Source organism: Tissierella sp. (assembly GCF_032104385.1).
Lineage (GTDB): Bacteria > Bacillota > Clostridia > Tissierellales > Tissierellaceae > Tissierella.
This window is the reverse complement of record NZ_DAMCHJ010000007.1, coordinates 92,167-113,946: the sequence shown is the minus strand read 5'-3', so window position 1 is coordinate 113,946 and position 21,780 is coordinate 92,167. Positions and strand designations below refer to the sequence as shown.

Sequence of the window (21,780 nt, the reverse complement as noted above, 5' to 3'; positions counted from 1 at the left end):
CTCTTTTATTTAGCTTTTATACTTGCATAAAATTCAGAACTACTGAAAAATTCATCTTTCAGTTCCTTAACTTGGTTTCTCATCAATACTAATCCTATCATATTAGGAATTACAATAGAAGCCAATAATATATCTAAGAAACTATATAAAAACTCAATACCCCCATATGCTCCTAAGAAAATAGCTACTAGATATATAAACTTCATTATTTTTGCAAATTTTGTTCCAAATAGATATTCTGCTTGTTTTTCACCATAGAATACAATAACTATTATAGTTGAAAGTACAAATAATGTAATACTAAATGTTACAATACCACCACCAAGCCCTTCCCCTAACAATTGCTGGAAAGCTCTTGCTGGAATACTGGCTGCATCTGATGATGGAACAGTTTTCCATAATCCAGTTGTTAGAACAACCATAGCTGTCATAGTACATACCATTAAAGTATCAACTATTATTTCAAAGATACCCCAGAAGGCTTGGCGAACTGGATGGTCAGTTACTGCAGCAGCATGAGCAATAGAAGCGGTACCCATACCAGCCTCGTTGGAATAAGTTCCTCTTGCAACTCCATTTTTAATAGCCTGAGCTATAGCAGCACCAGTAAATCCACCAGCTGCAGCCATAGGAGTAAATGCACCTTTAAAAATTAAAACAATAATAGAAGGTAGTTCTCCAATATTTATAATTGTAATAACTAATGCACCTATTAAATAAAGTCCTGCCATAAAAGGAACTAATTTTTCTGAAACTTGAACTATTCTTTTAATTCCACCATAAACAACAATACCAACTAAAATAGCAACCACTGCTCCTGAAACCCAGTTTGGAATATTAAGAGTGTTAGCTGTTTGTACTACTGATACGGTTTGAGTGGCTACAGAAGGAACTATTTCAAGCATCAAACAGAAGGCAAATAATTTACCTAACCATGGAGCTTTTAAGCCTTTATCTAGATAATATTGCGGTCCTCCAACGAATTCTCCTAGTTCGTTCTTTTGTCTATATTTGATGCCTAAGACAATTTCACTAAACTTTGATGCACTACCTATTAAAGCAGTAAGCCACATCCAAAATACTGCACCAGGTCCGCCAAAAGCTATGGCAACAGGTACTCCAACAATATTAGAAGCTCCTATTGTAGAAGCCAATGCAGCAGAAGCGGCTTGAAAAGGCGACACAGTACCTTCACCTTTTTCAGGATTTTTAAGAATTTTACCAAATGTCTCTTTACAAATAAATCCAAAATACTTAAATTGAAAAAAACCTAAAGAAAAGCTAAGAATTAATCCTCCGCCAAATAAAATAATAAGCATAGGCGTGCCCCAAATCCAGTTAGAAATTGTGACTATAAAGTTTACAAAAGAATCCATCATTCTTCCTCCTTCATTTTTTATTCATTATCATATTACAGCAAGATTTATGCCAATACATTTAAATAAAATCAATTGTGAATATAGCTAATTTTCATTATATTTTGATATTTTTTAGTCAAATAAAAAAGATATTTTATAGTAAAATTTCTTTTACTGTAAAATATCTTTTACGATTTATAAGTTCATTATACGTATTTATAAAATACTATATCATTTCATATACTTATCTATCTTATATTTTAGTAATTGTTTTGAAATCTTTAAAGATTTAGCTGTTAAACTTAAATTATTTTGGTGCACTTTATATGCTTCTAAGATAATATTTTTTTCATGATTCTCCAAATATGTTTTTAGATCATAATTAGAGCTTTGTAAAGCTTGTATTGGAAGAGTATTTTTACTTTCTAAAATTCTTTTTGGTATATCCTTTAGGGTAATTTCATTTCTAATAATAACATTAAAACCACCTTCTATTACATTTTTCAGCTCTCTAATATTACCAGGCCAATGATAATCTTCAAATGCAGAAAGTAACTCTTTTGAAATAGGCCTCACCTTATATCCTAATTCCCTATTATATCTTTCTATATAATAATTAGATAGAATTTCAATATCATCTTTTCTATGAATTAAATCTGGTAAAATTATTTGAACTACTGAAAGTCTATAATATAAATCACTCCTCATTCTACCTTCCTTCATAAGTTTTTGTGGCTCTTCATTTAATGCCACAATAATTCTTATATCTAAAGGTATCTCTTGAGTACCTCCTATTCTTCTAATTCTTTTTTCTTCAATTGCTTTTAAAATTTTTACTTGTGATATAGGACTTAAAGAGTTTATCTCATCTAAAAATAGAGTTCCTCCTTTAGCCGATTCAAAAAGTCCTTCTTTTTCTTCAGCACCTGTAAAACTACCTTTTGCTGTACCAAATAAAATACCTTCTAATAGATTTTCTGGTATAGCTCCACAATTCTGAGAAACAAAAGGTCCATCTCTTCTATTACTACAATTATGAATTGATTGTGCAACTAATTCCTTTCCCGTACCTGTATTACCTTGAATTAAAACTGTAGATTCTGTCTTTGATACTCTACGAATTTTTTCCTTAATTTCAAGCATTTTAGCATTTCTTGTAATTATATCATCAATTGTATAGCAAGTACCGTTTTGTCTATAATATATTTTATATTTATAGTCTCTATTGTAGATACTAATATTATTTTCATCTACAATATCTGCAAATTCAATGGCACCAATTACCTTATTTCCCTCTATAAGCGGATATGTAGATCCCACCTGATAAACTAAATTATCATTTTGTGTTTTTAAACCTTGTTTTAAGTTTATAAAAGATTTTCCTGTTTTTATAGAGGCAATCATAGAACTATTATTGTTATCTAAATTTTTATAAAGAGAGGTAACCTTCCTGCCCATAGTATTCTCTAATTCCAAGTCATAAATAGGCAAATTATTCATGGTAAAATAAATAATTTCTCCTTTGTTGTTAACAATAACTACATTTTTACAATTAAACTGTTCCAACATATTATCACCTATCAATATTAGTTTAGAAAAACTATAAAAACAAATTATAACTATACTTTTTTTAAGTCAATAATCTTTCTTTTATCTCTTTTTCATATCCATTTTCTGTAGGTACATAATATTTTTTGTCTATATATTCAGTAGGTAAATATTGTTGTTGAACAAAAGCTCCTTCATAATCATGAGGATATTTATAGCCTATACCATTGCCCAAATTCTTAGCTCCAGGGTAAGAACCATCTTTTAAATGAGTTGGAACCTTACCTATTTCTTTTTCCCTTATATCTTTTAATGCACTATTTATACCAACGTAGACTGCATTACTTTTTGGAGCAGCAGCTATATATACCGCCGCTTGTGCTAAGGGTATTCGTCCTTCTGGCATACCTATTACATTTACTGCATTAAAAGCAGACACTGCTATATTCAGTGCATTGGGATCTGCATTTCCCACATCTTCTGATGCACATATAATTATTCTCCTAGCTATAAATTTGGGATCTTCCCCTGCATTAATCATCTTTGCTAACCAATACAAAGTTCCATCGGCATCTCCACCTCTCATGCTTTTAATAAAGGCAGAAATAGTATCATAATGCTCATCCCCACCTTTATCATATCTAGCCGTTTTTATTTGAATAGATTCTTTTATTGTATCTAAATCTATTTCAATCATTTCGTTTTCATCTATAGGTGTTGAAAGAACTCCAATTTCTAAAGAATTGAGTAACGTTCTCCCATCTCCATCGGAAATAGTTATTAAATAATCAATTGCTTCATCTGTTATATTTACTTTATAATTACCTAATCCTTTTTCTGAATTAGTTAAAGCATTATAAATTAATTTTTTCAGATTATCTCTATTTAAAGATTCTAGTTTTAGAACCATTACCCTAGACAATAAAGCTTTATTTACTTCAAAGTAGGGATTTTCAGTTGTGGCACCGATTAAAATAATTATTCCTCTCTCTACAAAAGGCAGTAATGCATCTTGTTGTGACTTATTAAATCTATGAATTTCATCTACAAAAAGAATAGTTCTCTTGTTATACAATTTTAAATTTTCTTCAGCCCTATCCATTACTTCTCGGATATCTCTTACTCCAGATGTTACAGCTGATAATTTTTCAAAAAGCATATTTGTAGTATTGGCTATTATAGTGGCCAAAGTAGTCTTACCTGTTCCAGGAGGTCCAAAAAATATCATAGAAGTAATCCTATCTGCCTTTATAGCTCTATTTAGAAATTTCCCTTCACCTAATATATGTTCTTGCCCTACAAATTCCTCTATTTTTTCAGGTCTCATTCTATCGGCTAAGGGTGCACTTTTCTTAAGCTTTTCTTCCATACTCAAAGTAAACAAATCCATTTAATCACCTAATTACCTTTATATTATATATAGTATTATATCATATAAGAAATGAATTTAATCAATTTTTACTAGCATTAAACTCTTCTATTATTTTCTCAAGTAAATCCTTATTTTGAATAACTTGAACTCCTGTATTTACTAAAGCATTAATTGTAATAATCATATTTTCATAGGCTTTATCTGTTAGTGTAGCATCTCTGAATTCTTCAGTGTGTGCCGCAATACTATCATCACCATGTATCCCAAAATAGGGATGAATAGCAGGACATACATGACTTACATTTCCCATATCTACAGAACCGAAGGTTAATTTTATATTATCAGGATTTTGTACTCCTTGACTTTTAAGGTTTTTTGTAAATATTTCTGATAAAGTTTCATTAGTAACTAAATCATCATATCCAAGCTCATAATTAGATATTTGTAGACTAGCTCCTGTTGCTAATGCAGCACCTCTAGCACAATTCTTAACCTTTTCTGTTAATTTCTGTAAATAGGCTTTCCTGGGAGTCCTTACATAAAATTGAGCAATAGCTAAATCTGGAACTATATTTGCAGCTTTACCTCCCTCTCTTATAACCCCATGAATTCTAGCAGAAGGCAATATATGCTCTCTTAGGGCATTAATACTATTAAAAGTCATTATTACTGCATCAAGGGCATTGATACCTTTATCTGGATCTGAAGCAGCATGAGAAGCTTTTCCTTTAAATGTAAATTGTATAGCTTCCATAGCTAGGGATGTACCACTTTTACTATATGTAGAAGATGGATGGGCTAACATGGCTACATCAATACCTTCAAAAGCTCCTTCTTCTACCATTTTAACCTTTGCTCCATTGGTTTCTTCCGCTGGAGTTCCAAATACTACAACAGTTCCTCCTATGTCATCTAATAAATACTTTAAAACTATAGCTGCTCCTGTATTAGTAGTACCAAGTAAATTATGCCCGCAACCATGTCCTATTTTAGGTAAAGCATCATATTCAGATAAATAAGATATTGCAGGTCCTTCTTTTTTACTTTTATAATAAGCTTTAAATCCAGTTTTTATACCAAGATATTCTTCTTCTACTTGAAAACCATATTTCCTTAAAAGCTCTATATGAGCCTTTGAAGATTTAAACTCTTCATTTCCTAGTTCTGGATTATTATAAATATATTCATTTAATTCCTTTAAATCATTTAATATACTATAAGTAATATCATTAATCTTTTCTATCATAATTAATCCCACCTAAAATTTATTTCAATTTTTTCTAATAGCTTTTATATAATCTATTAATAATATTTGATTATTTTTTAAAGTTGTTTTATTGTTTATTATAACATATTATATTTATAAAAATATTTCAATAAACAAATTATCTATTATTCTTTATAAATAAAATTAAAGCTTTGAAGTAATTCCTTCAAAGCTTTTTTAATCATTCTTTTAATTATTCTATTATCTCTTTTTCAACATATCTAGATGTCATTGCCCTTAGAATGCTAACATAGGACATCCTAAATTCAATAATATCTCCTACTTTATAATCTATTTTACTATCTGAACCATCTAATATAAGATGATCTGAGCTACCGCCAAGAATAATTATGTCCTCATCTAAGGGATGAAGAGTTTCAAAATCCACATCTTGTTTACCTACTGCACAGAGTATTCTTTTCCTAATACCCCTATCTATAAAGGTAGGTATATTGCCAAAAGCATCTTTTCCTATTTCTCCTGTAGGAACGGAAGGCTTTTCTTTTATTTCAATAATTTCTGCTTGAAGCTTAAAGGCATCATTTTTCGTACCTTCTATTTGTTCTCCATAAGCAAATTCAGTACCAAGTACTAAAGATTCCCCCAGCCTCAAATTATTTATCTTATCTATTTTAGTATCTTTTAATAAGAGATGTATTGTACTTGAATTTCCACCAGATAATATTTCTAATTCTATATTATACTTTTTTTCTATATTTTCCTCTAACTTAGCTAATCTATCTAAGATATGTTTATTTGGTATTACTCCGCCATAACAAGTTAAATTAGTACCTAAACCTATGAGTTTAACTCCCTTTAATTCTATTATTTTTTCTACATCTTCAAATAAAGCTTTCTCATCATAATATCCTTCTCTTAAATCTCCCAAATCTACCATCAAGATAATCTTGTGAATTTTATTTTTTTCTAAGGCTTTTTCTGATAAAGAAGTAATAGTATCTAATTCTGAGTTAAGGGAAATATCTGCATAATCTACTATTTTATCTACTTCAGATTTCATAGGTAATCTTAACATTATCTTAGGTATATTCAAGTCCTTTAATCTTATAAGGTTTTCAATTCTAGAATCAGCTAAATAAGATATTCCACCTTCAATATATGCTTTAGCAATTGCTGGATTTCCACCAAAAACCTTAGTTACCCCTGCCACCTTTATACCTTTATCATTACATAGTCCAGATACAGCCCGTACATTATCTCTTATGGTTTTTAAATTAATTGTCATTTTGGGATAGCTCACATTTTATTCCCCCTTAAGACTATTTTCCAAAAGCTTTAAAGCTACTTGTGGATATTTTTTAGCCATTACTCCAAGTGATGCCATTATATAATGATTATCTATTAAAATTTCTGCTTCAGTATTTGGAAGCAAATCATTTCCTTTGTTTGAAAGTGCAATTTCACTAAGTATTTTTTTTCTATTAGGTAATCTAGTTAGCGCACCACCTGTACCTATTATATATTTCACTTGAGTTAAATCTTTACCTTCTGCAATGGTTTTCTTTCCAGATGGTCCATATAAATGTTTCAACCCACCTGCATGTCTTCTCACAGCTGTAATAGTAGCATGTAATGTTAATTCTTCTACAAACCTTTTTTCTAAATTAGTTTCTGGAATTGGCTTGTGGTGAAAAATTAAGTTTTCAAGTTCTTCCATAGAAATCTTTAATTCCTTAGTTAATTCTTCTTTGCCCACCATTTCAACTACATTCTTCATGCTTACATATACTCCAAGATCACCTTCCACAGTTCTTTTAGCCTTAGGTTCTGGATTTATTAAAATTCTTGATATTTCGTCACTATCTTCTGTAACAGAATGAACATCTGTTGTGGCTCCTCCTACATCAATAGTTAATAAATCCCCAATATCATCATATAGAAGTTGGGAAGCCTCCATTACAGCACCTGGTGTTGGCATAATAGGTCCTGTTACCATTTCCCTCACATGTTCCATACCTGGTGCATGAATTATATGTTTTTCAAATACTTCTTGAATTACTTTTCTTGTAGGCTCTACATTTAATTCATCAATTTTTGGATAGACATTATCAACTATATAAAGTTCCGTTTCTTTTCCTTGGAATATCTCCTTTACATCTTCATGGTTTTCAATATTTCCTGCATATATAACAGGTATGTTTAAATTCATTTCTGCAATAAGCTCTGCATTGTAAAGAGCAGTATCTCTTTCACCATAATCTACTCCACCTGCAATTAGGATAATATTAGGTTTTATTTCTTCTATCTTTCTTAAATCAGACTTTCGTAACCTACCAGCTGTAATGAATTTAATATTAGCCCCTGCACCTAATGCAGCCTCTTTAGCAGCTTTAACAGTCATATCATATACCAATCCATGAACGGTCATTCTAAGACCTCCTGCTGCAGAGCTGGTGGCTATAAGTTCATCATAGTCTATAGATTTTTCACCAAGATTTTTTGCTAAATCATCTATAGCCCCTTTTAGTCCAATATTAACATCACCTTCTAATACAGATGTGGCTGATTGACCCTGCCCAATAAACTTTGGGCAGGTATCTAAATCATTAAATGCATTAACTACTGTTGTAGTACTACCTATTTCTGCAACTAATAGATTAATCTTCATTAGACATCTCTCTTCTCTTTTCAACTAAAAACGTAGCTACATGGGAACCTTTCGTTCCTCTACCAAATCCAGCATCCATACCAGATTGGATGGCTAATTCATTGGATACTTGGGTTCCTCCAGCAGCCAGAATGATTTTATCTCTTATACCCTTTTCAATACATAATTCATGTAATTTCTTCATGTTCTTATAGTGAATATCATCATGGGAAATTATTGTTGATGAAAGAATAGCATCAGCATTTAATTCTATAGCGGCATCAACTAATTTCTCAACTGGTATAGATGTGCCTAATATATGACATTCAATACCATATTTTTCTATTCCACCATGTTTGATATCAATGATTTCACGAATTCCTACGGAATGTTCATCTTCGCCAACAGTTGCTGCTACAACCTTCAGCGGCTTAGCTTTAATATCTGCACGAATTTCTTCTTCAGTTAATTCCTTTGGTTTAGGTGGAATAATTAGCTCATTAGTATCTATAGTAAAGGTAACTCTTCCTTTTAATTCTACACGAGTTCCTTCGGCTTCTTGCATTATTTCTTTATGAATTATTTCTACATCTTCTAAGCCCATTTTCTTACCTATTTCAATTGCAGCAAATTCAGCAGTTCTTTCATCAGTAGGTAAGAATAATGTTGTTAGGACTATACCATCCCCTAACCATTCCATTTCAGGTTTAATCTTAGATGTAGTTCTTAGTTCTTTAACCTCTTCTAATCTTACATTTACATTATCATTTTCATCTAATTCATCTATAAATATAATCTTAGATGAGTCTTCAAATGTTCCTCCACCAATTAAAGCAGCTGGATTATCTACTAAATCTTCGTCATATTGAACCACATTATTATATCCAAAATGTGCAGTTACTGGAGCCATATAATCAGTATCTCTTTCATATACTGTTCCTTCCCCTACTCCTGCATTAGCTTTTCTAATTATACCATCACTATTCCTTTCTGGATAATATCCAGAATCAACGAAGAACCCTGCTTCTACTGCATTGAAGTATCCACCAACTTCAATGATTTCTTCCATAAATAAAATTGCTCTTTCTTTTAATTCTCTAACCTTTTCCGCTAATTCACCTTTATTTCTCTTAATTTCAACCATTGCTCCTAAACCATCCATACCTGCAAAAGCTTGCTTAGCAGTATCTATTGCTTCAATATTATATATATGCCATGGTACGTTTCTTCCTTCATCAGGAGTAATTGTAGATTGAATGTCTGCTCTAGTTAATTGAGAAATCAATAGATTAAGTACATGGGTTACAGTTGCCTCTCTAGTAGAGGACTCCATATATTTTGTGTTCATTTGTGCTCTCATCTTGTATTCTCTGAACAAATCTCTTAATGCTACAGCATAAGGTAAGTCTAATCTCATACAAGGTGCTGGTGGTGCTGTTGGTGGTACTGTTGAAAGACAGATATTTTCTTTCTTCATTCCAACTTTAACTGAGAAAATTGAGTTTATAGCATGTTGTACCATGAGTTCTGGCATTACCTTCCAAGCCTCTCTTGCAGTAGCATTTGCATTGTGAGCTCCGTCAATTTGTGCTATATCTGCCCATGCCATAACTCTCTTAGCTTCTGCAGCATCAACGAAGGATCTGATCATATTAATGTTTCTGTAAAGAACATTATATTGAGGATCTTGATGAGCTCCATTTACTCCTTCTTCAGCAAACATTACTGCAATTTCTGGACCTGCTACTCCAGAAACATAAGAGTGATAATTAATTGGTCTACCTACTTCATCTTCTATAAAATCTAAAGCTTTTCTTTGAGCTCTAACTTGTTTTCTTGAAATAGGAATTCCACCTACTCCTTGAGGAGTTCCTTCTATAAGGCTTTCAAAATGAGATTGCCCTGCTGTTCTAATAACCATTATATGGTCTGCTCCATGCCACGCAGCCATTCTCATACGTCTAATATCATCTTCAAATCTTCCTGAAGCGATTTCAGTTGTAATAACTGCCTTATTTTGAGGGTCTATATTATCAAAATACTTAGCTGCTGGTAGTGGTTGACTATTCTCAAGATTTACAGATGTATCGTAATATTCAAATTTACCAATTTGTCTTTTTTCTCCTACTCCTTCTCTCCAGTGCCAACCTCTTCTTCTAGGTTTATATTTATCAATATCTTTTAAGATATATTCTATATCTAACTTTTTATTTGGCTTTAATTCCATTAGTTGGCACCTCCTTTAAATAAAACTACTACATCATCCCACATTTCACCTTTAACTAGTTTGAGACCTGCTTCCCTAATATCTAGTTTTTTTTCTTTAGCTAATTTATATACTATATGTCCTACACCTTTAGTTATTAGACCTCTATCAATTGCTCCATCTACAATAGATTTAGCTTCTATACTTGAAAAACCCATTCTTAGTAATACTGATCTTTCAATAGATGGAGATGTATTCTTTCTAGCTAATTCAACAATTGGGTCAACAATCTTTCCAGCTAACTCCCAAAATCTATTTTCTAACTCTTCTTCTGTTAAATTAGCTAAATGTTTTCTTCTTTCTTGAAAATCATCTTCTCTGCTCATTCTATAACCTCCTAATTAATAGACTATTCCTAGTTCATCTAATGCACTTTTCACAAATTCAACATTGGATTTAGTTTCTTCAACAAGGAATTCTATATCTTCTTTTGTTACCTTAGTTGCATTAACATGATTTATCGCGTTTCTAATAAGAGATTTTCTACTCTTATTTAAATCTAATTCATATATTTTTACAAATGATGGATCTTTTGGAAGTATAATATTTTTTCCAGGTGTTTCATCAGCAGGATCTCCAACTATAACCTCTATACCATTTTCCTTAGCAAATGTAAGTTGTGGATTAATATGCTTACCTGCTCCTGTATATTCAGTCTCTTGTACTACAATTATTTGGTCTTCATTCATTTCTTGAGCTATTTTAAATGCAGCTGATAAAGCTGTATTTCCTGCTGGTCCTCTTTCAAGTCCTTCTAATTGTGCTAATAGCTCTGTCATGTAAAATACTGTACCTTGGTTCATAGTAACATATCTATCAATATATCTTAAAGGTCTTGCTGCCGACCTTGGAACATCAGATCTATCTGGCCAAGTTGCAAATGGAATACCAAATCCTGTATGTCCTGTAGTAAAGGATTTCTTATTAAACTGTGTATCTGATGCCATATGAAGTCCTTTTAGACTAACACTGGCAGCTATAATTTCGGTATTTGTAGCTCCTGCTTTTATTAAACCTCTAGCAGTGCCAGTTAAGTTTCCTCCACCTGCATTTGTAACTACTACTACATCTGGATCTTTTCCTTCTCTTTCTCTAAACTCCATTGATAATTCATATCCTAAAGTTTCAACTCCCGCTATACCAAATGGAGTATATAAAGAAGCATTAAAATAACCAGTTTCTTCTAATAGTACTAGAAAAGTATAGAATAGTTCTGGCCCTACTGTAAGCTGAACTACTTCTGCACCATAGGCTTCACATGCCCTAGCCTTTTCGATTATTTCTGGTTGACCTACTCCTCTTGAGTCATAACACTCTTGTACTATAATACATTTCAATCCTTGCATAGCTGCCTGAGATGCTACTGCAGCCCCATAATTACCTGATGTAGCAGCTATAACACCCTTATATCCTAATTTTTTTGCATGATAACAAGCTGTAGCTGCTCTTCTTGCTTTAAAACTTCCTGAAGGATTACCCGCTTCATCTTTAATAAAAATTCTAGCTCCTTTTCCTTTTGGTGCAAACATTCTCCCTAATTCTGTTAAATTTCTTAATTCAAATAAAGGTGTATTGCCTACTCCTGTTCTTCCTTGAATTTCTTCAATTTCTTGTAAGCTATATCCCGTTTCTCTCATCATCTTTTCATAATCAAAGGCTACACTACCTGATTCAAATATGTCATAATCCATACCTACTGCTTTTTTCATTATCTCCGGTCTTCTTGCTATAACAGCATCATAACTCATATCTCTAGTCATTATTATTCACCATCCTTTGCTAATAATTCTCTTGCTTGACGTCCTATATATAAAAGTTCAGGAACACATTTCCCAAAGTCATGTTTATAGTAAGGGTTAACTTCCAATAATTTGCCTTCCACTGTTCTTCCAATATAAGTTTCTACTTTTACACTATCACCAATGTTTGCACTATCATTAAGTAAAAATCCTTTAACCCACATTTCCAATGGCACATTCTGTGTATCCTCTGGAATATTTGTTGCCCTTTCTCCTACTTCCAACACTATATTATGAATTCTTACCCAATCACCACGTTTTGCATCCATTTATATCCCTCCATTTAATCAATTGGCAATGCACAGTTCACAATTAACAATTAAAATCATTAATACAATACAAAATATAAAAGAAATTGTTGTACAAAGCATATTCTATAAGGAACGACAAGAGTGTCGTTCCCTACATATTTAATTCTTTATGTTTTAATTATCAATTATTCTTCTATTAACTCTCTCATATCTCCCATAATAGCTCTTGGAACTGGTAAATCTATCATAGTTTTTAAGCCTGGTCTTGCATTTATTACATTTGGAATCATATTAACTGTCATAGCTATTGTTCCAATACCACCAGGTACTTCTGGGGTAATTTGCATATTTACATTTGGTGTCCCTTTTATAGTTATATAATCTCCAGTTGTTCCGCCTTCTAATTGCGGCTCTACTTGTTGTGGATGAAGCATTTCGATCTTTAATTCTCCATCAACATAACCAAAACCTTTCATATTACATCCAGCTACATCTCCTGGTTGTACTTCTGCATAAGGAGCTTTTCTATATACTGATGATACAATTGGTGCTCTGTGTAATTCAATTTCATCACTTAATTTCCATCCTAATGCATCTGCTATCATTGTAATAGATTCTGGAAATCCTACGTGCCCAGCTAGGTTGTCTTCTGCTACTCTTTTATTAAATTCATCTACAGTTATGCCAACTCCTTGTCCATGCATTACAGCTGGTCCAAATGGAGAAAGGTTGTTTATTCTTTCTGCCTTAATACTTTCAACATCTATACATGCTCCAGTTAATGTAATTACTAATAAATCCATTATAAGTCCTGGGTTGATACCAGTACCTAATACTGTAACACCATTTTCTTTAGCTATTCTATCTAGTTCTTTAGCTAATTCTGATTCTTGCGCTTGTGGATATGCCATTTCTTCAGCAGTAGACACTACATTAATCTTTCTTTCCAGACAATATTTCATCTTATCAAATGAATCTCTTGTAAAGGAATCAGTAGCAATTACTACAATATCAGCTACACCTTCTCTTATAACATCTTCATAGGAGCCTGTAAGTAAATCTTCTCTATCTCCCCTTTCCATATCTAGGAAATCATACATGGATTTACCTATTTTATCACCTCTTACAACTGCTCCAACTATTTCTACACCTTTTTTGTTTAAAAGCATTTCTGCAATACCTTTACCCATTGAGCCCAAACCCCATACTATAACTTTTACATTTTCTTTTCTCATTTTATACCTCCCTAATTTTATTTTCATTTTCACCTTATAATTATATATGCAATATTTTTGCCAACTATTTAATTAATTACAATTTTATATAAGAGTCTGTATTTTAGATAGTTTAACATATTAGCACAAAATATTTTCTAATAATTTAGAATTTTTAAATTAAAAAAACGCAAAAATACTTGCACTATAATGCCTATATTTTTGCGTCAGTCCCATATTTTTTTAACTTATGCTGTAAAGTTTGTCTTTTTATCCCCAACTCTTTAGCAGTTCTAGATATATTATATTGGTTATTCCTTAAAGTACTGAATATAATATCTTTTTCTAAATCCTCCAAAATATTAGGTAAAGATTTGTTTTTTTCTTGAAAAATAGCTGAATTCTTCAAAGGTTTATCTTGCATTATATAAATCGAGGAAATAAAATCTTCTCTTTTTAGAGTTTTTTCATCATCATTTACTATATTCATAGCCCCTTCTATTACATTGCCTAATTCCCTAACATTTCCAGGCCAAGAATATTCCATAAAAGAATTTAATATATCTTCAGATATGTTTTCTACCTTTTTTCCAAATAAAGAGTTATATTTATTGATAAAATAATTTGATAATAAATATATATCATTTTTTCTTTCAATTAATAATGGTATACGTATAGAAATAACATTTAATCTATAGTATAAATCCTTTCTGAGAATTCCCTTTCTCAAGCTTTCTATTGGTTCTTCATTTGTTGTAGCTATTATTCGTACATCAATTGGTATATCCTTTATGCCTCCAACCCGTCTTATATAGCCCTCTTGTAATACTCTCAAAAGCTTTGCTTGCAAAGGTAAGGACATAGAATTAATCTCATCTAACATTAAAGTTCCGCCGTTAGCCTGTTCAAAAATTCCTTCCCTTTCTATTGCACCAGTAAATCCCCCCTTATCAGTTCCAAATAATATTCCTTCTAAAAGCGTTTCTGGTATAGCAGCACAATTTTGAGCTATAAATGGCTTATCTGCCCTTATTCCTCCATAATGAATACTTTGAGCAAATAATTCTTTACCAGTTCCTGTTTCTCCATATATCAATACAGATGAACTTGAATTAGTAGCTTTTTTTGCTATTCTCTTAGCTAATGATATAGATATGTCCTCACCTATTATATCATCGAAATTATATCTTTTTATCTTAGCTTTAAAGTTCCTTTTAGATGATTTTGCTGAAGATAATTCATTTTGTAACTCTATTAATTGATCTGATAAATTTTTAATATGAGTTATATTATTAGCTATTTCAAGGGCCCCTATTATCTTTTCATCAGCATAAAGTGGTATGGTAGAATTTATAGTAGTTATTTTCTGTCCTTTAAAATTTAAATAAGTCTGAGTACTATTTAAAATTGCTCGTCCAGTATGTAGAACTTTTATTAAGGTAGAAGTTTCTTCATTTAAGCTTGGAAATATTTCTAATATATCCTTTTCAACAACTTGTTCTCTATCTACCCCCTCTAATCTAGCCATAACTTCATTATAGATAACAGTTCGTCTCTCCTTATCTATTACATGAATTCCTATATCTGCATGATGCAAAATATTTTGCATTATTATTTTATTTAAATCAATTTTCTTCATTTTATCATTCCTAGCTTATTGATTTAAGGTTATGGCGGCAATCATTCTGTTTTTTGTACCATTTTCTCTTCTATAGGAATATAGTTTATCTATATTACAAGATGTGCAAAACTTTCCTTCAAAAATATTCCTCTCATTTATACCTAAGTTTATCAGATTTATCTTGTTTACTTTCCATAAATCTAAATACATTTTATTATCCCTATTTATAATTATATCTGAATAATTATAATACCTATCTTTAAAAAGCTTTTCTACATCATGTCCTATTTCATAACAGCAAGGTCCTATTGAAGGCCCTATAGACACTAAAATATCTTCTATATTACAATTAAAATTTTGAATCATATTTTCTATTATTATTTTACTGATATTATTTAAAGTTCCTTTCCATCCAGCATGAGCTAAAGCTATAACTTCTTTAACCTTATCATAAAAATAAATAGGTACACAATCAGCATGATAGGTACAAATCGCTACACCTTTTTTATTTGTTATAAGACCATCTTTTTCCTGTAAGCTCACCTTAATATTATCTTGATCTCTAATGATCAATACATCTGTTCCATGAACCTGTTTTATCCTATATATATTTTCCTCAGGTATATTTAATAATTCAGATAAATTATTAAACAGTTTATCCTGTTTCCAACCAAATCTAGTGGAAAAAACGTGCTTCATCTTCTTATCAAGATTAAATCCTTCTATTTCATAATATAATATATCTTTTTTATTTTTTTCTATAACTCCCATATTTATCTCCTATTTTCCTTCGTCTAATATCTTTTTTAACTCTTCCATAAATGAATTTAAATCTTTAAATTGTCTATATACTGATGCAAATCTTACATATGATACTTCATCAATATCTTTTAACTTATCCATTACCATTTCACCAATCTTTTCAGATTTAATTTCTCTTTGTAAGGAATTGTCCAAATTCTTTTCAATTTCATCTACTAAATTTTCAATTGTATTTATTGAAACAGGTCTTTTTTCACATGCTTTTATTATCCCATTTAAGAGTTTATTTCTATCATAGGATTCCCTATTTCCATTCTTTTTTACTATAATTAAAGGTATTTCTTCAATTTTTTCATATGTGGTAAATCTCTTACTACATTCTATACATTCTCGTCTTCTACGAATTGTTTGTCCCTCATCAGTAGGTCTAGAGTCTATCACCTTTGATTCAAAGTATGAACAAAATGGACATTTCATATTTTCACCTCTTTCAATGTTCTCAATTTTATTATATTATAATGAATAAAAAAAGTCTAATTAGATATATCACTCTTATAATCCACTAAAATAGTATCAGTACCTATTTTTATTATATCATTCCAATTAATAGCTATTTCAGAACTTTTTCCAAATATACCTAAGACCTTGCTAATTCCATTTATTATTATTGAATCTATACAACCTTTTTCTAGATTTAATTCAAAATCATCAATATATCCCATTCTTTCCCCATTGTTTATATTTATTATTTCCTTTTCTCTTATTTCTGATAATTTTAACATAATCCCACCCCTTTAAAAATATTTCACCCTTATTATGATATATCATAATAAGGGTGAAATATGACTAGAATTTAGTAATTAAACATATTTTCTCATTTGTCTTAATGCATTTTTTTCTAGCCTTGATACCTGTGCTTGGGAAATCCCTATTTCTTCTGCAACCTCCATTTGAGTTTTTCCTTCATAAAATCTTAAATTTAAAATTTGTCTTTCTCTATTATTTAATTTATCCATAGCTTCTCTAAGTGCTATTTCTTTCAACCATATTTCATCTTCAGCTTTTTCATCCTTAACTTGATCCATAACGAATATAGCGTCCCCTCCATCATGAAATATAGGTTCAAATAAAGAAACTGGTTCTTGAATTGCCTCTAACGCAAATACCACATCTTCCTTAGGAAGATTTAGCTCCTCTGCTATTTCATATATAGTGGGTTCCTTAGAATTTCTATTAATTAATTGTTCCCTAGCATTTAAAGCCTTATAGGCAATATCCCTGAGAGATCTAGATACCCTAATCGAATTATTATCTCTTAAATATCTCCTTATCTCTCCTATAATCATAGGTACAGCATAGGTAGAAAATCTTACATTTTGACTTAAATCAAAATTGTCAATAGCCTTTATCAAACCAATGCAACCTACCTGAAATAAATCATCAACATGTTCTCCTCGTCTATTAAATCTCTGAATAATACTAAGTACCAATCTTAAATTACCCTGTATAAATTCTTCTCTTGCTTTTAAATCTCCTGCTTTTATTTTAATGAATAACTTTTGCATTTCATCATTAGTTAGTACTGGAAGCTTTGAAGTATTTACTCCACATATCTCAACTTTAGACATATGCATTTACTTTCATCCTTTCATGCTGTATTGCCCCTTTCGTATAAAATTATTGCCTCTAATATTATTTTTATTCAGAAAATAATATTAGAGGCAAACCAATTTACATCAATTTTACCATTTCCTTCCTAAGCCTTTTGATTATTCTTTTTTCTAATCTTGATATATAGGATTGAGAAATCCCTAGCAAATCTGCTACTTCTTTTTGAGTTTTTTCTTTTCCATTATAGAGACCAAATCTCATTTCTATTATAGCCTTTTCTCTACTAGAAAGTTTACTTATGGCTTGCTTAAGCAGTGTTTTATCTACTTCCATCTCTATATCTTTAAATATTACATCCCCATCTGTACCAAGAATATCAGATAACAAAAGCTCGTTCCCATCCCAATCAATATTCAATGGTTCATCTAAAGATATTTCTGATTTCATTTTACTAGTTCGTCTTAAATACATTAAAATTTCATTTTCTATACATTTAGATGCATAGGTAGCTAATTTTATATTTTTATCTGGATCAAAAGTATTTACAGCTTTAATTAGCCCTATTGTACCTATTGAAATAAGATCTTCTATGGATATTTTAGTGTTTTCAAATTTTCTTGCTATATATACTACCAATCTTAAATTTCTCTCAATAAGAATACCTTTTATGCTTTCATCTTCCTTAAGTAAGGATAAGTAATATTCCTCTTCTTCAGGTTTTAGAGGAGGAGGCAATACTTCTCCACTACCAATATAATAAATCCCCCTATTTAACTTTAATTTATTTAATATCTTATTTAAGAGTATATGTAATTTCATTTTAATTTTTGTTAACATTTAAATTCCCCCTATTTAATATACTTAAATTCAATAAACCCCTATAATTATTATCTATTGAAAGTTTATCATTAACTATACCTATTAACAGCTCATCATGAATTTCTTCAAGTCCATTCTCTATAATTTTTATATAATCTGGTTTAAATCCTATTAACATACCATGTTTTGAACCAATGGACTTAAATGGTATAAATCTAATAATTATTTCTTCTTCTAGTTCTTTCATGGCATTTTCTATAGCTGTAAAATCATTTTCTTTTTTATAATCAAAAATTTGTCTTATTGGCTGAGGCAATAGCTTATCTATTACCTTATACTCTACAACAAAAACTGGTAATTTAGATAATGGCTCTATTAGTGAATTTCCTGTATCCGTTAATGCTACAAAAGATGAGCTTTCATTATTTAAGTAAACAGTTACCTCCAATAATTCTTTTTCTTGTGATAATTTTTCTTGATAATAACAAAGTATGTTTTTTATCATAATTCCGCTTAATATTATTCCCATTATTATATATTTTACAGGAAATCCTCCTACTGTCTTATGTTTAAACAATATATTATAATAAGTATTATTGAAATAATAAATGCCCAAGCTTGCTCCTGCAAATATAAAGGATATAATATAAAAAGCAGACAATTGTTTTATATATAAAACAAAGGATTTAGAATTATATGCCAATTTTATTATAATAATTGATATAATTATTTTCATATAAAATTTTGTAAGAAAATCCAAGAATGGAAAAAACAAAACAAAGGGATACAAAGCTGATATTGTTGCAGTAATAAAAATTCTGCTTTTCTTTACTTTTGTTCTAGTGACAACTTTTGTACTTTGTAATATGGCATAGTTTATAATAAAATTTTCAATAAATAAATATTCTGCTATTATATACAAAGGAATACCTCCTTTGATTTATTTTATTCTCTAATAAAGATTATAGGACATAAATTATAAATTTTTTGTCATTTTATGGGCAAAATAAAAAACGTATCTCAACAATAAGATACGTTTTTCTACTTAATTCATTATAGTCCTTTCTTATCTCTTCTTCTAAGAAAAATTGGAATATCTAATTCTTCATCGTCTAAGGTAGATGCTGCCTCATCTTTTACACTATCACTAGGGCTAATATCATTTACTCCTAATGTTGTATTGTTTTTGTCTACGGATAATATATCGAATCCTGTTGCAATAACAGTTATTTTAATTTCATCTTTTAACTCTTCATCAATACCTGCACCAAATATAATATTTGCATCTTTATCTACAGATGCCCTAATTAAGTCTGCTGCTTCATTAACTTCAAAAATACCTAAGTCTTCTCCGCCTGTAATATTTAACAATACTGATTTAGCACCTTCTATGGAAGTTTCCAATAATGGAGATTTTATTGCCTGTTTTGCAGCCTCTGTGGCTCTGTTATCTCCTGCAGCTTGTCCAATGCCCATATGTGCTATTCCCTTATCATGCATTATAGTTTTAACATCTGCAAAGTCTAAGTTTATAAGATTAGGAACTGCTATTAAATCTGATATTCCTTGAATTCCTTGTTTAAGTACCTCATCTGCCATCATAAATGCTTCAACCATAGTAGTCTTTTTATCTGAAACTTGAAGTAATCTATCATTTGGTATAGTAACTAAGGTATCTACTTTAGATTTCAATTCTTCTATTCCTTGCTCAGCATGTTTTAATCTTTTAGGCCCTTCAAATGTAAATGGTTTTGTGACTACTCCTACTGTAAGGATTCCTAATTCCTTAGCTATTTCTGCAACAACTGGTGCTGCTCCTGTACCAGTCCCACCCCCCATCCCAGCAGTAATAAATATCATATCAGCGCCTTTAACAATTTCCATAATTTCGTTTCTATTTTCTTCTGCAGCCTTTGCACCAATATCTGGATTAGCACCAGCACCTAATCCTCTGGTCAATTTTTCTCCTATTTGTAGTTTTACTTCTGCTTTTGAAGAATATAGTGCTTGTCTATCTGTATTTAATGCAATAAAATCAATACCTCTAACTCCATGTTCAACCATTCTATTTACTGCATTATTTCCGCCACCACCAACACCAATAACCTTTATCTTAGCAAATTGATCTACATCAACATCAAAATCAAACATTTTTTTTCCCCCTTGTATTATTGTAGATAATCTTATATTTCATATTGTTTTTTATAAATTAATTAGATTCCTTTTTTTTGAATAACAGAATCCTCCTAATCTTTGCAAAGTTTTCAAAGAGTCGCCCACCAAAGGTAAATATGGCAGCATAATATAAAGGAACTCCTAATCTATCGCCTAAATATGCAAGAAATGCTGCTAATATTGCATTTCCAAAAAAACCTGAAATAAATATATTTATATTAAAGTTTTTTTCAAGATTAGATCTTATACCACCAAATACTGAATCTAAGCAAGCCAGTATTGCTACAGATATATAAAGTGAGTAGGATGTATTATAAGTATATGGTAAGATGAAGCCTATTACAGCTCCTATTAAAATTCCAATTAATGCAAAAAACAATTTAATCACCCTCTCCTATTAATTTAGCATATTTGAAATTAAATATTCCAGTAAAAGCTGGGATTATTACCTGATCTTCTACTCTTGTTTCAAAACCCATTTCATAAACATTCTTCAAGATATCCCCATAAGTCCCAGGTGCAATAACAGAAGCATATAATAGCTTAGGATCTCCTATAGCTTTAATAACAAAGGGAGTTACTGAGCTTCTTCCATTTATCCTAATAATAGGACCACCACATTTTATTTCTGAAGTAGCAAGTACCCTTTCTCCATTTATACTTATAGCTTCTGCGCCTGCTACTCTTAAGTCATTTATAATGTTTAATATATATACATCATGAATAATATCATCATTAAGATCAAATTCTGCACTTCTTTCCTCTGGATTATCATACATAGTAATGACTATTCCTGGCCCTTTTAATGCAGTTTGTCCAGAATGTACTTTATTGTATTTAAGCTCTTGTAAAAGGAAATCAATAATATTATCGTCACCCTTTGCAATATTTTCAAGCAATTCTAATTCTTCCTCTTTTACTTTTATCATTTTATTCAATTCGGAGATTTCATTATTAATAGCAATTATTTCAGCTTTTGTAGCCTGTAATGATTTAATAGTTGCTGGAGCATATGTTTCTAATTTCATTTTTATTTGAGTAGCTATAAAAATACCTACTATAATACTAAATAAAGTTAGGATGATCTTGGGATTATCTCTTTTCATAAT

21 protein-coding genes are annotated in these 21,780 nt (G+C 30.7%); all 21 read right to left on the bottom strand.

Features of this window, described 5'->3' with window-relative positions:
• Positions 1 to 5 precede the first annotated feature (5 nt).
• Positions 6 to 1,376, bottom strand: coding sequence for a sodium:alanine symporter family protein (locus RT714_RS09015; protein WP_313757243.1), 1,371 nt, complete (start codon positions 1,374 to 1,376; stop codon positions 6 to 8).
• A gap of 213 nt (positions 1,377 to 1,589) precedes the next feature.
• The gene (locus tag RT714_RS09010; protein WP_313757242.1) at positions 1,590 to 2,924 is read right to left on the bottom strand and encodes a sigma 54-interacting transcriptional regulator; all 1,335 of its coding nucleotides are present in this window, start codon (positions 2,922 to 2,924) and stop codon (positions 1,590 to 1,592) included.
• A 64-nt stretch (positions 2,925 to 2,988) separates the two neighbouring features.
• Entirely contained in the window at positions 2,989 to 4,296 is a 1,308-nt protein-coding gene (locus RT714_RS09005; RefSeq protein WP_313757241.1) for a replication-associated recombination protein A, read from the bottom strand.
• Positions 4,297 to 4,357: 61 nt separating this feature from the next.
• Positions 4,358 to 5,524: a M20 family metallopeptidase gene (locus tag RT714_RS09000; protein ID WP_313757240.1), complete on the bottom strand. Its 1,167-nt coding sequence runs from the start codon at positions 5,522 to 5,524 to the stop codon at positions 4,358 to 4,360.
• 214 nt (positions 5,525 to 5,738) lie between these two features.
• Positions 5,739 to 6,806, bottom strand: a complete 1,068-nt coding sequence (orr, locus tag RT714_RS08995; RefSeq protein WP_313757239.1) for an ornithine racemase Orr — start codon at positions 6,804 to 6,806, stop codon at positions 5,739 to 5,741.
• Positions 6,807 to 6,809: 3 nt separating this feature from the next.
• Complete coding sequence (locus tag RT714_RS08990) at positions 6,810 to 8,174, bottom strand: GlmL-related ornithine degradation protein (RefSeq protein ID WP_313757238.1); 1,365 nt, start codon at positions 8,172 to 8,174, stop codon at positions 6,810 to 6,812.
• Complete coding sequence (oraE, locus tag RT714_RS08985; RefSeq protein ID WP_313757237.1) at positions 8,164 to 10,380, bottom strand: D-ornithine 4,5-aminomutase subunit OraE; 2,217 nt, start codon at positions 10,378 to 10,380, stop codon at positions 8,164 to 8,166. Before oraE ends, RT714_RS08990 begins: the two co-directional genes overlap by 11 nt.
• The gene (locus tag RT714_RS08980) at positions 10,380 to 10,745 is read right to left on the bottom strand and encodes an ornithine aminomutase subunit alpha (protein ID WP_313757236.1); all 366 of its coding nucleotides are present in this window, start codon (positions 10,743 to 10,745) and stop codon (positions 10,380 to 10,382) included. Before RT714_RS08980 ends, oraE begins: the two co-directional genes overlap by 1 nt.
• Before the next feature lie 15 nt (positions 10,746 to 10,760).
• Complete coding sequence (gene ortB / locus RT714_RS08975) at positions 10,761 to 12,179, bottom strand: 2-amino-4-oxopentanoate thiolase subunit OrtB (RefSeq protein ID WP_313757235.1); 1,419 nt, start codon at positions 12,177 to 12,179, stop codon at positions 10,761 to 10,763.
• A gap of 2 nt (positions 12,180 to 12,181) precedes the next feature.
• Positions 12,182 to 12,487, bottom strand: coding sequence for a 2-amino-4-oxopentanoate thiolase subunit OrtA (gene ortA, locus RT714_RS08970; protein ID WP_313757234.1), 306 nt, complete (start codon positions 12,485 to 12,487; stop codon positions 12,182 to 12,184).
• Between the two features lie 167 nt (positions 12,488 to 12,654).
• Positions 12,655 to 13,704 carry a 2,4-diaminopentanoate dehydrogenase gene (ord, locus tag RT714_RS08965; protein WP_313757233.1) on the bottom strand — a complete coding sequence of 350 codons (1,050 nt, stop codon included), beginning with the start codon at positions 13,702 to 13,704 and terminating at the stop codon, positions 12,655 to 12,657.
• Positions 13,705 to 13,897: 193 nt separating this feature from the next.
• Positions 13,898 to 15,322, bottom strand: coding sequence for a sigma 54-interacting transcriptional regulator (locus RT714_RS08960; protein ID WP_313757232.1), 1,425 nt, complete (start codon positions 15,320 to 15,322; stop codon positions 13,898 to 13,900).
• A 15-nt stretch (positions 15,323 to 15,337) separates the two neighbouring features.
• On the bottom strand, positions 15,338 to 16,075 hold the full coding sequence (gene pgeF, locus RT714_RS08955) for a peptidoglycan editing factor PgeF (protein WP_313757231.1): 738 nt from the start codon (positions 16,073 to 16,075) through the stop codon (positions 15,338 to 15,340).
• A 9-nt stretch (positions 16,076 to 16,084) separates the two neighbouring features.
• On the bottom strand, positions 16,085 to 16,543 hold the full coding sequence (gene nrdR, locus RT714_RS08950) for a transcriptional regulator NrdR (protein WP_313757230.1): 459 nt from the start codon (positions 16,541 to 16,543) through the stop codon (positions 16,085 to 16,087).
• Between the two features lie 56 nt (positions 16,544 to 16,599).
• A complete protein-coding gene (locus RT714_RS08945) occupies positions 16,600 to 16,848 on the bottom strand; it encodes a YlmC/YmxH family sporulation protein (protein WP_313757229.1) in 249 nt (82 codons plus the stop codon).
• A gap of 78 nt (positions 16,849 to 16,926) precedes the next feature.
• A complete protein-coding gene (sigG, locus tag RT714_RS08940; RefSeq protein ID WP_399326453.1) occupies positions 16,927 to 17,700 on the bottom strand; it encodes an RNA polymerase sporulation sigma factor SigG in 774 nt (257 codons plus the stop codon).
• 97 nt (positions 17,701 to 17,797) lie between these two features.
• Entirely contained in the window at positions 17,798 to 18,514 is a 717-nt protein-coding gene (gene sigE, locus RT714_RS08935) for an RNA polymerase sporulation sigma factor SigE (protein ID WP_072972710.1), read from the bottom strand.
• A complete protein-coding gene (locus RT714_RS08930) occupies positions 18,498 to 19,418 on the bottom strand; it encodes a sigma-E processing peptidase SpoIIGA (protein WP_313757227.1) in 921 nt (306 codons plus the stop codon). The genes sigE and RT714_RS08930 overlap by 17 nt, the downstream gene beginning before the upstream one ends.
• Before the next feature lie 131 nt (positions 19,419 to 19,549).
• Positions 19,550 to 20,647, bottom strand: a complete 1,098-nt coding sequence (gene ftsZ / locus RT714_RS08925; protein WP_313757226.1) for a cell division protein FtsZ — start codon at positions 20,645 to 20,647, stop codon at positions 19,550 to 19,552.
• A gap of 58 nt (positions 20,648 to 20,705) precedes the next feature.
• A complete protein-coding gene (locus RT714_RS08920) occupies positions 20,706 to 21,050 on the bottom strand; it encodes a small basic family protein (RefSeq protein ID WP_072972718.1) in 345 nt (114 codons plus the stop codon).
• Position 21,051: 1 nt separating this feature from the next.
• The gene (locus tag RT714_RS08915) at positions 21,052 to 21,777 is read right to left on the bottom strand and encodes a DUF881 domain-containing protein (RefSeq protein WP_313757225.1); all 726 of its coding nucleotides are present in this window, start codon (positions 21,775 to 21,777) and stop codon (positions 21,052 to 21,054) included.
• Positions 21,778 to 21,780 lie beyond the last annotated feature (3 nt).